Below are 13,377 nucleotides of genomic sequence, written 5' to 3'. Positions count from 1 at the left end.
GGATCTTGGGCGAGTGTTCCATTTTGATGTTCAGGAACCTCCATCTACCCGACGTTGGCCATCACGAGGTCGCACATTTGACGCACCCGTGCGGCCCGCTCAAGGGGTGACGCCGCGGCCCCTGGCAGGCCGATCTTGAGACCAATGATCGGCGGCCTGCCGGCTTCGCGAAGGCATCCGGCGATTTCGCGGGTGGTAAGCAGGGAACTGGCCGGAGCTCCTTCGACCTCGACGGCAGGCAGATGGGCATCGATCCACGGGTAACCGAACTCGGTGGCTTCGGGGGAACACCCGGAAAACATCAGGCCGTTGAGAACTCCCGCTTCGCGCGCCTCGGCCACATGGGCTGCTGCCGTGCGCCGCTGACCTGTCTCGATGACGGACCGGGCCCAGTTCACGAGCATTCCGATGTCCTGGCCCTGCTCCCGAAACGCCCGGACGAGGTTGGTTTCGTCGCTGAATGAAAGAAATCCCTTTTCAGGAACCCGTCCGGGACGCGGTGCATCGCAGTGTTCAACCACTAGGGAGGTGCCCTGCCAGTCCCACCCTAGGATCTCCCAGAGCGACTCCGCGAAGGCCGCTGGAGTGCCATGCCCGGACGGAGCAGAATGCAACGCGACGGCCTCCACCCGGTGCCCCTGGTCCCGAAGGCCTGCGACATAGCCCAAGATCCCTGCCGTGAAGTCAACGGCGGCCCGACGCCCTTCCCGGTCCGTGGAGGCGAGTCCGAACCGCGCGTCTGCGCCGGCTCTCTGCATGGTTCCGGGAATTGCGGTGACCACCGCTGACCAGTCGGCGTTCGCCCCGGCAGGCCACGGGTCGCCGCCCCAGGCGCGGTAGGGAAGCTCGAGGCCGCGGATAGCGGCGAGTGCTGCGAGTTCCTCGAAGAACTGACTCTGCAGCAGCCCCTCGGGCTGGGCCGGATAGGCGCCGACGATCAGTGACACATTCTCTCCTTCGATCTGGATGCTGCGTACGTCGCCCGGGGGGTTCGCCAACTTGCGGTTCTACACCCGCTTGACGGGCCCGTGTGATGCCCCTTACAGTTTTCACTACAAGCATCGGACGTCCTACATCCGATAAATATACTCGAATGGTGAGGCAAATTATGAGCAGGACATCAATGAACTTGCCGCTGGTCAATGACGCCAGCCGCCGGAGCTTCCTCAAGTTGTCGGGCGCCCTGGGCATGGCCGCGGCTTTCACCACTTCTCTCGCCGCCTGCGGCGGAGCCGCCACCACAACGGCAGGACCGGGGGCAAACACTGCACCGATCAACAAGGACCTCATCATCGAAGCGGGCATCTCCTACGCCCTGTCTACCGGGTTCGACCCGCTGTCCGCTTCCGGGGCAACGCCGCTGGCCGCCAACCTCCATGTCTACGAGGGCCTGGTGGAACTTCATCCCGCCACCCGCGAGCCGTACAACGCCCTCGCCGCGGCCGATCCGAAGCAAGTCAACGACACCACGTACCAGGTGACCCTCCGCGATGGCGCGACGTTCCACAACGGCACCCCGGTCACCTCCGAAGACGTGGTCTTCTCCTTTACCCGTGTGATGGACCCGGCGAACAAGTCGCTCTTCTCCCAATTCATCCCGTTTATCCAGGACGTCAAGGCCATCGACGCGAAGACCGTCGAGTTCACGCTGAAATATGCGTTCCCGGGCTTCGGCCCGCGCATCTCCGTCGTCAAGGTCGTTCCCAAGGCCCTGGCCAACTTCCCGCTCGGATCGGATCAGCTCAAAGCATTCGACGCCAAGCCCGTCGGTACCGGCCCCTACAAACTGGTGTCCGCGGTCAAGGACGACAAGATTGTCTTCGAGGCAAACCCGGACTACAACGGGCCCATGCCGGCACTGGCCAAGGGCATGAACTGGCTCCTGCTCTCCGACGCCGCCGCCCGCGTCACGGCGATGCAGTCCGGTCGTGTGCAGGCGATCGAGGATGTCCCGTACCTTGACATTGACGGACTGAAATCGAAGGCGACGGTGGAATCCGTCCAGTCTTTTGGGCTGCTCTTCATGATGTTCAATTGCGCCCGGGCCCCGTTCGACAACAAGCTGGTCCGCCAAGCCTTGCACTACGGCTTGGACAAGGACTCCATCATTAAGAAGGCACTGTTCGGGAACGCCAAGGCCGCCAGCTCCTACTTCCAGGAAGGGCACCCGGACTACGTCAAGGCCAAGAATGTCTACGGCTATGACCCCGGGAAAGCCGAGGATCTGCTGAAGCAGGCCGGCGTCACAAACCTCGAATTTGAACTGCTCACCACGGACACAGCCTGGGTCAAGGATGTGGCCCCGCTGATGCTGGAATCCTGGAACAAGATCCCGGGCGTCAAGGTCACCCTAAAGAACCTGCAATCCGGTGCGTTGTACACGGACCGGGTGGGCAAGGGAGATTTCTCCGTCGTCGCCGCCCCGGGCGACCCGTCCGTCTTCGGCAACGACGCCGACCTGCTGCTGAGCTGGTTCTACGCCGGCGACACCTGGATGAAGGGCCGCGCGTATTGGGCCGCCACCCCGGAACGCGCGACACTTGTGGACCTCATGGCGAAAGCCGGGCGGTCCACCAAGGCTGAAGCGAAAAAGGTGACCGGCGACATCGTGGATCTGGTGTCCGAAGAGCTCCCGCTGTATCCGATCTTCCACCGCCAGCTTCCGAGCGCCTGGGATGCCAAGAAGCTCAGCGGCTTCAAGCCGCTGCCCACCACCGGTGTCGGCTTCATCGGCGTCGGGCGCACGGCCTGATTCCGGCCGAATAAGTCCAGGTCCGGGCGGGCCCCCTCCCGCCCGGACCTGGATGACCTGCCCCCCGGTGCCGGCTGAGGCCGGGACAAACTTCCACGAATTCCGGAGACAATTTTGGTCACGATATTGCGCCTGCTGGGCCGCAGGCTTGCGGCGCTGCCCCTGATGATCCTTGGCATTACCCTGCTGGTGTTCCTGGTCCTTCAGGCCGCCCCAGGCGATCAGGCGAGCAGCGCCCTGGGCGACGGTGCCAGTGAGGAAGCCAAGGAACAGTACCGCCAGAACAACGGGCTCAACGATTCCCTGGTTCTGCAGTACTTCCGGTTCCTCGGGAAGCTGCTCCAGTTTGATCTCGGGGTCACCACGCCGCCGGCAAAGTCGGTGGCCGACATGATCGCTGCCGCGTTTCCGCTGACCCTGCAACTGACCTTCCTGGGGGTGCTGATCGCCGTTCTGCTCTCGCTTCCCTTCGGCATCATCGGTGCACTCTACCGGGACAAATGGCAGGACCAACTGGTCCGGGTGTTCTCCATCGCCGCCGTGGCAACACCGTCATTTTGGCTGGGCATCCTGCTGATCCAGTGGTTCGCCCTTGGCGCCAGCCCGTCCTTCCCCTCGGGCGGCCTCGCAACACCCGAATCCGGCTTCGGCGGGTGGCTGAACTCGATGACGCTCCCGGCCCTTGCCCTCGCCATCCCGGTCTCCGCCTCCCTGATCCGTGTGGTCCGCACCTCGATGGTCGAGGAACTTGACCGCGACTACGTCCGGACAGCAATCGGCAACGGTGTCCCCTACCGGGAAGTCGTATCAAAAAACGTCCTCCGGAACGCGCTTGTCACACCGGTGACGGTCCTGGGACTGCGGATCGGCTATCTACTCGGAGGCGCCGTTGTGATCGAAATGATCTTTGCCCTGCCCGGCATGGGCCAGTTGATCCTCAACGGAATCACCAACCTCGACGTCAACCTCGTCCAAGGGGTGGTCCTGACCATCTCAGTGACCTTCGTAATCGTGAACATCGCCGTCGACCTTCTCTACCTGCTCATCAACCCCCGAATCAGGACGGTCTGACCCATGCGCAGCAAACTCGCTGAACGCCTCAGCGCCCCCGGAATCCGGTTCAAGGCCCTTCCATGGACCTCCCGGCTCGCGCTCCTCTTCCTGATGGCCATCACCGTTTCCGCCATCTTGGCGCCCCTCATCGCCCCGCACGACCCCCTGGAATCCTTCACCCCGGCGACGGCGCCCGGCGGGGAGCACCTCTTCGGCACCGACCGGCTGGGACGTGACATCTTCTCGCGCCTGCTCTATGGCGCGCAGTCCTCCCTGATGATCGGCCTGGGCGCCGTGTCGCTGGCCATGGCTGCCGGCGCGCTGCTCGGCTCCCTGGCCGCGACCTCCAGCAAACCGGTCAACGAACTGATCATGCGGCTTATGGACATTCTTATGGCGTTCCCCGGCATCGCCCTGGCCGCTGTGCTGCTGGCGGCATTCGGCAATACAGTGCCCACCATCATCGTGGCCATTGCGGTGATCTACACGCCCCAGCTCGCCCGGGTGGTCCGCGCCAACGTCCTCTCCCAATACGGCGAAGACTATGTCCGCGCCGCGCGGGTAATTGGCGCCGGCCGCTTCTACCTCCTGCTGAAGCACGTCGTGCGCAACACCGCGGCCCCGGTCCTGGTGTTCGCCACAGTGATGGTCGCGGACGCGATCATCCTGGAGGCTTCGCTCTCTTTCCTCGGCGCCGGCGTCCAGGACCCCGCGCCGTCCTGGGGCAATGTGATCTCCTACGGCCGCAACCTCGTCCTGTCCGGCGGCTGGTGGGCCACCACGTTCGCCGGCCTCACCATCCTGCTCACAGTGCTCGCCCTGAACATCCTGGCCGAGGGCCTCACGGATGCCATGGTCAATCCGAAGCTCCGCCGGGCACCCGTTGTCAAGGACGACGACGGGTCATCCCCCGCCGCTGTGGCCGTCGACGCCGAGATCGGCACCTCGGTAGCCCAAGGCTCCGTGCTGGAGCAGCATGAGCTCGACGTCGTCCGCGCCGCTGTGGCCGATGCTGTCCCGGAGGCCGGATGCCCTCAGGACAGGCAGGTCCCAACGGCCAATCCCCACGCCCTGCTGGACCAGGAGCTGAAACTGCTCGCCACCGTCGAAGCCGGACGGACCGACCGCCTCCCCCAGGTCCCCGACACCGCGCGCACGGTCCTCGAGGTCAAGAACCTATCCATCCGCTTCCCGGGGCGCTTCGGCGACACCGACATCGTGGACAACGTCTCCTTCAACGTCCGCGAGGGCGAAACCATGGGGCTCGTCGGCGAATCCGGCTGCGGCAAGTCCATCACGTCCCTGGCCATCATGGGACTGCTGCCCAAGACTGCCAAGATCTCCGGCTCGATCACCTTCAACGGCAAGGAACTGCTGGACCCCTCAACCGGCCACGGCAGCACCCAGGCCTACCAAGGTCTACGGGGCCAGCAAATCGCCATGGTCTACCAGGACGCGCTGAGCTCGCTCAACCCCTCGATGAAAATCAAGGACCAGCTGGAGCAACTCACCCGCCGCGGCGGTCGCAAGACCCCGGCCGAGCTTCTCAAAATGGTCAAGCTGGATCCCGTCCGCACCCTGGCCAGCTACCCGCACGAGCTCTCCGGCGGCCAGCGGCAGCGTGTCCTGATCGCCATGGCACTGTCCCGCTCGCCCCGGATCGTCGTCGCTGACGAGCCCACCACCGCACTGGACGTGACCGTCCAGCACCAGGTGGTGCAGCTGCTCAACGAGCTGCGCGAGCAACTGGGCTTCGCCATGGTGTTCGTCAGCCATGACCTCGCCCTGGTGGCGTCACTCGCGCACCGCATCACCGTGATGTATGCCGGGCAGGTCGTGGAGTCCGCGCAGGCATCCGCCCTGCTCCAGAACCCGCGGCACGAATACACCCGGGGCCTGCTCGGCGCCGTGCTCTCCATTGAGGCCGACGCCGCCCGCCTGCACCAGATCCCCGGCACAGTACCATCACCGAGGGCGTTCTCCACCGGCGACAGGTTTGCTCCCCGTTCGCTGCGGCCCGACGCCGACCCGGACCAGCGGCTCGTCCTGACCCCAGTTGACAAAAAAAGCGACCACTACTGGGCCAGCCACCTCAAGGAGGATGCCAAGTGAGCACACCAACCGGCAAGCCCGTGATTGAACTGAAGAACGTCAAGGTTCACCACCGGGCCCGAACCGGCGGCCTCTTCCGGCCCAACATCGTCAAGGCAGTCAACGGAGTGGACTTCACCATCAGCCGCGGCGAGACCGTGGGGATCGTCGGCGAATCCGGCTGCGGCAAATCCACCCTTGCCTCCGTGCTGGTGGGACTGCAGACCCCCACCTCAGGTGCGGTGTTGTTCCACGGGAAGCCCGCCATCAAGCGGAACGCCGCCCTGCGCAGGGAATTTGGCCGCGCAGTATCGGTGGTCTTCCAGGACCCGTCCACTGCGCTCAACCCCCGGATGACCATCCAGGACATCCTCACCGACCCGCTCAAGATCCACGGGATCGGCACCGCGGCGACGCGGGCAGCGAAAGTCAAGGAACTCCTCGCACTAGTCGGGCTGCCGTCATCCGCCGCCGAGGTCACGCCTTCGCAGGTATCCGGCGGCCAGCGCCAGCGCGTTGCCATCGCCCGCGCCCTGGCCCTGGACCCGGACATCATTGTGGCGGACGAGCCGACCTCGGCGCTGGACGTCTCGGTCCGGGCCCAGGTGCTGAACCTGCTCTCGGACCTAAAGACTCAGCTGAACCTCGGTATGGTCTTCATCTCCCACGATATCCAGACGGTCCGCTACGTCTCGGACCGGATTTGCGTTATGTATTTCGGCGAAATCGTGGAACAAGGTCCCGCCGGAGAGGTCTTCGACCATCCCGGCAACGACTACACCAAGAAACTGCTCGGCGCCGCACCCAGCCTGCTGCACCCCTGATCCCCCCATCCTTTCCCAACTCACCAAACCATCATTGGAGATACCTTTGTCTACCCAATTCCAGGGCGTCATTCCCCCGGTCGTCACCCCCCGCCACACCGACGGCAGCATCGATACCGACTCGCTGAAGAACCTCACCCGGCACCTCCTCGACGGCGGGGTGTCCGGCCTCTTCGTCCTCGGATCCTCCGGCGAGGTCCCCTACCTGACAAATGCCGAGCGCGAACTCGTTGTCAGCACCATCGCCGATGCGAACTCCGGCAGCGTGCCGTTGATCGTCGGCGCCAACGAACAGACCACCAACCGCGTCATCGAGGAGGCCCGGAAGGTCATCGACCTCGGCGCCGATGCGATCGTTGTGACCTCGATGTACTACGCGATCGGCAACGCCGAGGAGACGGAAACCCACTTCCGCGCCGTACACGACGCCGTCAGCGCGCCGATCTTCGCCTATGACGTCCCCGTCCGCACCCACTTCAAACTGCCCACTGACCTGCTGGTCCGGCTCGGCCGCGACGGCGTGATCGCCGGCGTCAAGGACTCCTCCGGCGACGACGTCGCTTTCCGCCAGCTCCTGCTGGCCGCCCGGGACATCCCCAACTTCGACATCTTCACCGGTCACGAGGTCGTCGTCGACGGCGCCCTGCTCGGCGGCGCCCAAGGTGTCGTCCCGGGCCTGGGCAACGTGGACCCCCGCGGCTACCGGAGCCTTATGGACGCCGCAGCAGCCGGCGAGTGGGCAAAGGCTGCTGCCGAGCAGGACCGCATTGCCGACCTCTTCGAGATCGTTTACACCCCCAACGGCCGGGTCTCCGGCGGCGCGGCGGGCCTCGGCGCGTTCAAGACGGCCCTGCAGCTTATGGGCGTCATCGAGTCCAACACCATGAGCACACCCATGCCTTCCCTGAACGAGGACGAAACCACCGCCATCAAGGTCATCCTTGAACGCAACGGCCTGCTCTAGGCTCCAGTGTTCACGGACCTAGGGAACTTGGATTGAGGAGGAACATGGCGCACGCCATCGGTGTGGACCTTGGCGGCACCAAGACTGCAGCAGGACTGGTCTCGGAAGACGGCAAGCTGCTGTTCTCGGAGACCACCCCAACACTCAGCCGTGCCGGCGGCGAGGCTGTCCTGGACGCCACCGCGGCGCTGGTGTCCAGGATACGGCTCCGGGCCCAAGCCAACGGCATCACCACCATTGGCGTCGGGGTGGGCTCCGCCGGCGTGATCGACGCAGGGCGTGGCGTTGTGGTTTCCGCGACCGACGCGATCCGGGGTTGGGCGCGGACGGCGCTGACCAAGGGCCTTGCAGGGCGGCTGGGGCTTCCCGCGGCCGCGGTCCGTGCCGTGAACGACGTTCACGCCCATGCACTCGGCGAAGCGTGGCGCGGTGCCGCGGCTGGGACGGCGAGTTCGCTGCTGATCGCGTTCGGAACCGGTGTGGGAGGAAGCCTGGTCCTGGCCGGCACGCCGGTCCTCGGCCACCGCTTCGTGGGCGGTCACGTGGGGCACCTCGCATCCCCGTACGCGTACTCCGGCGGCGAGGCGCTGCCGTGTTCCTGCGGCAACTCGGGCCATGTGGAGGCCGTGGCCTCCGGGCCGGCCATCCACGCGGCGTTCCTGCGGCTGGGCGGCTCCCCTGCAGTCCCGGACACCCGAGCAGTCTTTGCCCTGGCGCACGACGGCGATCCTGCGGCGGGAGAGGCCGTCAGCACCGCGGCCGCTGCGGCTGGCCAGGCGGCCGGCGGGCTTCTCAATATCCTGGACCCCGAGGTATTGGTAGTCTCCGGCGGGCTGGCCGACGCCGGCGAGCTGTGGTGGGAGCCCATGGAGGCAGCCCTGCGCCGGGAACTGCTGGCCCCGCTCGCCCGCATGCCCGTCCTCCGCGCCACACTGCAAAACTCCGCGGCAGTCGTTGGCGCCGCAAAGCTCGTCTTCAACTGACCGAACCTGTCCGCCAACACCGGGCCACACAGAAACAAGGCACTTATGATCCTGACCCCCGACGGCCTCGAGTCCCTCCGCTCCAGGCTTATCGTTTCGTGCCAGGCCTACCCTGGCGAGCCGATGCGGGATCCCCGCACCACCGCGCAGCTCGCGGCCTCCGCCGTCATCGGCGGTGCCGCAGCCGTCCGGGTCCAGGGGCTGGCCGATATCCAGCACACCAGGGCCGCCGTCGAGGTCCCGGTCATCGGGCTCTGGAAGGATGGCCACGACGGCGTCCTGATCACCCCGACACTGCGGCATGCCCTAGCAGTCGCCAATGCCGGAGCGCATATCGTGGCCATCGACGGCACCCGCCGGCAGCGCCCGGACGGGTTGAGCCTGGCAGCGACAGTCGCCGGCATCCGTGGCGGCTCCCACGCGCTCGTTATGGCCGATTGCGGCTCCTACGACGACGCTGCAGCGGCCGTCGACGCCGGGGTCGACCTGATCGGCACCACCCTCGCCGGCTACACCAGTGAACGCACCAAGACCCAAGGCCCTGACCTTGAACTCCTCGAACGGATCGCCGCTGCAGCCTTCGGGAAACCGCTCATCGCCGAAGGCCGAATCCACACACCGGAGCAAGCCCGCCAGGCGCTCGGCGCCGGCGCGTTCGCCGTCGTCGTCGGCACCGCCATTACCCACCCGGCCACCATCACCGGATGGTTCACTGCCGCGCTGCACTGCTGAGGACTGGCGCCATGGCACGGACTCATCGCGGGCATCAACTCCGAAGGGCGTTCCTCCCGCACGCCCGCTGCGGCGCGCCAAACCCGGCATGGCTCCGGGACCCCGACCAGTGGTTCGGATTGATGCGAACGCGCCTGGCCCGCCTTGGCCTTTAGCTGGCCGCGACGTCCTTGAGCTTCCGGCGGATGCCGTCGAAGTGGCGTTGGAGCCGCTCGGAGGCCAGCGGCTTGTCCTTGTCGACCACGGCCTGGAAGATCTCCCAATGGACACGGGCCTGATCGCCCAGATCCACGGGTCCTGAGCCCAAAGCCTGATGGATCTGCCGGTAGACCTTCCAGAAGACATCCATGAGATTGATGAGAAGCTCGTTGTTCAGGGGCGCGTAGAGCCTGCGGTGGAACTCCGCATCCAGTTCGGCCAGCGGCTCGCCTGCTTCCGCGGCAGCGTCCATCAGCTCCATGGTGGTGCGGAGACCGTCGAGGTGCTCCTCGGTCATGAGGTCGATCGCGGACCCGATGAGTCCGGATTCCAGCGCCTGACGCACGTCAATCAACTCCATGGCCTCTTCACCCCGGTGCCGCAGCGACAGACGGCCGCGGAACGCCAGCCCGTCGGTCAGTGCACTGAAGTTGTTAGGTGCCACGAACATGCCAAAACCGTGCCGGATCTCTATCACACCAAGCGCCTGCAACACCTTCAGGGACTCCCTGACAGTGTTACGCCCGACACCCAGCACCGCCGAAAGCTCACTTTCAGTCGGCAATGCGTCCCCAACGTCCAGTCCCTGTTCTAGGATGAGGTCCATGATGCGCGTCTGCAGCGCATGGGACCTGATCTGAGCGCTGAAACGGGCCGGGGACACTACCTGGGATTCGATGCTCATGTCGCTCCTTCTGGCCGTGGCTGTGATCGACCACTCTTATTAGTCAGCCTACAGGAGATGGGACGTCCAATGTCCAGTTCCCCTGCGACGACTCGAAGATATTTCTGACCCCTGCGCCGATGCACTGCTGATCCAGGGTGGCCGGAACCGGCGCCCGGCCCCCGCCACCAGGATGTGCGTTTAGGGGCCTCAAGCCTGGCCGCCGGAATGCGGAACCGCCGCCTTCCGGTAAGTTATTCACTGCCGTGTACCGGCCGCGGCAACTTAACGCCGCGAGAGCCACCGCACCCCGCTCCTATCCCCGCGTCGGCTCCCGGGAGAGAAGTTCCAAGACGCCACCCGCTCGGAGCTATCAGCGGGGTCACGCCCCCCTTGCCTGCATCCGCTGCGGCGACCAGACTTAGTTGCAGGAGCCGATCCGGGGAGAAACGATGGGAAACAAAGACGAACTGCGGCAGGCATACGGGCGCCTCATCGCCGCCGTCACGGCGAATGACGAGGATGCGCTGGCCCGGGTCGTCAGCGCCGACATCGTGGACCATAGCGCCGATCCAGGCCAGCTTCCAGGCTCGGCTGGAATTATTCACTGGATGCAGGGAATGCATGCCGGCCTCTCCGGCCTCACGGGAACGATCGAGGATACCGTCGCGGAGGGCGATAAAGTTGCAGGCCGGATGACATGGCGGGGGACGCATACAGGGCCGTTTCTAGGCCTGGCGGCCAGCAATAAACCCGTGACGGTGGCCTCCATTCACATCCTCCGCTTTGAAGGCGGACTAGCTGTCGAATGGTGGGGCGTGCCTGACCTCTATGGAGCGCTCACTGCGATGGGCGCCCGCGTCGAACTCCACGCTGACTGATCTCCGCACACACCGGTCAGTCGTTGAACATCCCGGCCAGGTAATCCGCCGTCAGGGCCGCTCCCGAGTACATGTCGCCACGCATAGGACCTGCCAAAGCCTTTGGGTTCCAGACCTTGCAACAATTCCCGGTTCACCCACGCCGTCGCACGGCGGCGGCACATCGTTCCGACTCGAGCCCATCGACGCCGGCGCCAACCATAACGAAGTCCAGCTCAGCCGTCACCCCCTCGTCCGTCTCAATGACGTGGAAGGAATGATCCTTAAGGCATTTCCACGGACCAAACGCCCCCGGTCTGCACCCGCGGCGCTCGGGGCGTAAGCCTCTGTTCCAAGGCTCTGCGGGGCCATAGCGTTGTTGCAGGAGGTTTGATCATGATGGATGGCTGGTACGGGTCTGGCTGGGGCATCGGCGCATGGGTGGCCATGGCCGCATTGATGCTGATTTTCTGGGGCGGCGTGGTGACCGTGGTGGTGCTGCTGGTCCGGCGACCCCATGGCGGCGATGGTGCAGGCGCGCCCCTGCCGCCGCACCACAACGCCGAGCGTATTCTCCATGAGCGCTTTGCCCGCGGGGAAATCGACGAACAGGAGTTCACTGCCCGGCGGGCGGCGCTCAGGCGCCAGGAATGAAGGCTATATCCCGCCGCGGGCAGCTGTTCCTCGGGATCGCCGCCACGATTCTTCTAACGGCACTGTCCCTCGTCGCTGTTGGACTCTTCGGCGGACTGGTGAATCCCGGGGTCACCGGTTTTCCGGCCCGGAACCGGTGCGTCGCCCCGGATCTTCCCGGGCCGGTCATCAGCGTGTCACTGACCAACATGGGCGGTCCCATGATGGGCGCGCGCAACGGCGGGATGGGCGGGGCCATGCGGATGACGGCAGACCGCAGCACGCTTGCGCACGGCGCGGTGTCCTTCCTGGCCGCCAATGCCGGCACCCTCAGCCACGAACTGGTCATCCTGCCCCTCGCCGCCGACCAGATCCCCGGCACCCGCCCGATCGGCGCTGACGGACAAATCGACGAGGCCGACAGCCTCGGGGAAGCATCCAATACCTGCGCCGAAGGAACCGGTCAAGGGATCCTGCCCGGAACCACAGGCTGGGTGACCGTCACCCTCCCGCCCGGACGCTATGAGCTGGTCTGCAATCTGCCGGGCCATTACGCCGCCGGGATGTACACACAAATTACGGTGAACTAGGCTCCCGCACCACAGCCAGCGACCACGCGGCGGTCTGTCCAGTGCTCGGTTCGCAAGACGTGGCTCGTGCCATCGACTCAACACGGCAGGTTCCACCCCAGGCGAGAATCCACTCTCTCGCCCATCGTCGACGCATCGGATAAGGGGACAGACATCCGGACCTGCTTGTCAGCTATACCCCCTGGGGGTATGTTTGGGATGTTGTCAGTGAAGTGCTTTGTCCGAGCCGCCCGCAGCCGGGGAAACAACATAAGGAGTACACCCATGGACCACGACCACCACCACGGACGTGCCGCCCGGCAGGACACGTCCGGCGTTCCCCTCAGCAGGTCCGTCGTCGGCAACGCTCCTCACTCCCACCCCGGCCATGGCGGCGGCATGGATGATGAGCACATGGTGCACAGCCAGGGCCAACACGCCGGACACAGCGTCGCGATGTTCAAGAACAGGTTCTGGCTGACGCTGGCCATGTCCGTGCCTGTCGTGTTCTTCAGCCCCATGTTCGGCGGGCTGCTGGGCTATACACCCCCGGTTTTCCTGGGCTCGGCCTGGATCCCGCCGGCGCTGGGCACCGTGATCTTCTTCTACGGCGGGCAGCCCTTCCTCAAAGGTGGCCTGGAGGAACTGAAGAGCCGAAAACCGGCCATGATGCTGCTGATCGCCATGGCGATCAGCGTCGCATTCATCGCCTCCTGGATCACCAGCCTCGGGATCGGCGGGTTCGACCTGGACTTCTGGTGGGAGCTGGCCCTGTTGGTGGCGATCATGCTGCTGGGGCACTGGATCGAGATGCGCGCACTCGGCTCCGCACGGGGTGCCCTGGACGCTCTTGCGGCTCTGTTGCCGGACGAGGCAGACCGGATTACCGCTGAGGGTACGGAAACCGTCAAAGTCAGCGAGCTTGCGGCGGGGGACACCGTCCTGGTCCGCTCCGGAGCCCGAATGCCGGCCGACGGCACCATTGTTGACGGCCAGGCAGAGTTCGACGAATCGATGATCACCGGGGAATCCAGGACCGTCCTTCGCTCATCCG

Annotated in this window: 12 protein-coding genes and 1 pseudogene; 11 read left to right on the top strand and 2 right to left on the bottom strand. The window is 65.4% G+C overall.

Features of this window, described 5'->3' with window-relative positions:
• Nucleotides 1-44: 44 nt before the first annotated feature.
• On the bottom strand, nt 45-998 hold the full coding sequence (locus tag QK287_RS16320; protein ID WP_226776045.1) for a DUF4862 family protein: 954 nt from the start codon (nt 996-998) through the stop codon (nt 45-47).
• A gap of 110 nt (nt 999-1,108) precedes the next feature.
• On the opposite strand from QK287_RS16320, the gene QK287_RS16315 reads away from it, so the two are divergent.
• From QK287_RS16315 to QK287_RS16285, 7 genes are all read left to right on the top strand, one after another.
• Entirely contained in the window at nt 1,109-2,752 is a 1,644-nt protein-coding gene (locus QK287_RS16315) for an ABC transporter substrate-binding protein (protein ID WP_226776044.1), read from the top strand.
• A gap of 114 nt (nt 2,753-2,866) precedes the next feature.
• Nucleotides 2,867-3,823, top strand: coding sequence for an ABC transporter permease (locus QK287_RS16310; RefSeq protein ID WP_226776043.1), 957 nt, complete (start codon nt 2,867-2,869; stop codon nt 3,821-3,823).
• Nucleotides 3,824-3,826: 3 nt separating this feature from the next.
• Nucleotides 3,827-5,917 (top strand): dipeptide/oligopeptide/nickel ABC transporter permease/ATP-binding protein, encoded by a 2,091-nt coding sequence (locus QK287_RS16305; protein WP_282360791.1) that lies wholly within the window; start codon nt 3,827-3,829, stop codon nt 5,915-5,917.
• Nucleotides 5,914-6,720, top strand: a complete 807-nt coding sequence (locus tag QK287_RS16300) for an ABC transporter ATP-binding protein (protein ID WP_226776041.1) — start codon at nt 5,914-5,916, stop codon at nt 6,718-6,720. Before QK287_RS16305 ends, QK287_RS16300 begins: the two co-directional genes overlap by 4 nt.
• 46 nt (nt 6,721-6,766) lie before the next feature.
• Entirely contained in the window at nt 6,767-7,684 is a 918-nt protein-coding gene (locus QK287_RS16295) for a dihydrodipicolinate synthase family protein (RefSeq protein ID WP_226776040.1), read from the top strand.
• A 44-nt stretch (nt 7,685-7,728) separates the two neighbouring features.
• Nucleotides 7,729-8,667, top strand: coding sequence for an ROK family protein (locus QK287_RS16290; protein WP_226776039.1), 939 nt, complete (start codon nt 7,729-7,731; stop codon nt 8,665-8,667).
• Between the two features lie 45 nt (nt 8,668-8,712).
• Entirely contained in the window at nt 8,713-9,399 is a 687-nt protein-coding gene (locus QK287_RS16285; protein WP_226776038.1) for an N-acetylmannosamine-6-phosphate 2-epimerase, read from the top strand.
• Between the two features lie 151 nt (nt 9,400-9,550).
• Here the strand turns inward: QK287_RS16285 and QK287_RS16280 are convergent, their stop codons facing one another.
• Nucleotides 9,551-10,282, bottom strand: coding sequence for an FCD domain-containing protein (locus tag QK287_RS16280; RefSeq protein WP_226776037.1), 732 nt, complete (start codon nt 10,280-10,282; stop codon nt 9,551-9,553).
• A 431-nt stretch (nt 10,283-10,713) separates the two neighbouring features.
• On the opposite strand from QK287_RS16280, the gene QK287_RS16275 reads away from it, so the two are divergent.
• The 4 genes and pseudogenes from QK287_RS16275 to QK287_RS16260 all read left to right on the top strand — a co-directional run.
• Nucleotides 10,714-11,142: an ester cyclase gene (locus QK287_RS16275; protein WP_226776036.1), complete on the top strand. Its 429-nt coding sequence runs from the start codon at nt 10,714-10,716 to the stop codon at nt 11,140-11,142.
• A gap of 375 nt (nt 11,143-11,517) precedes the next feature.
• A complete protein-coding gene (locus QK287_RS16270; protein WP_226776035.1) occupies nt 11,518-11,775 on the top strand; it encodes an SHOCT domain-containing protein in 258 nt (85 codons plus the stop codon).
• Nucleotides 11,772-12,344 carry a sulfocyanin-like copper-binding protein gene (locus QK287_RS16265; RefSeq protein WP_226776034.1) on the top strand — a complete coding sequence of 191 codons (573 nt, stop codon included), beginning with the start codon at nt 11,772-11,774 and terminating at the stop codon, nt 12,342-12,344. Before QK287_RS16270 ends, QK287_RS16265 begins: the two co-directional genes overlap by 4 nt.
• A gap of 264 nt (nt 12,345-12,608) precedes the next feature.
• A pseudogene (locus QK287_RS16260) lies at nt 12,609-13,377 on the top strand (heavy metal translocating P-type ATPase); the annotation flags it as partial.

Origin of the sequence: Arthrobacter sp. AL05, from assembly GCF_029960715.1 — a bacterium.
GTDB lineage: Bacteria > Actinomycetota > Actinomycetes > Actinomycetales > Micrococcaceae > Arthrobacter.
Note: the sequence above shows the minus strand (reverse complement) of the source record. Positions and strands in the feature narration are given on the sequence as shown.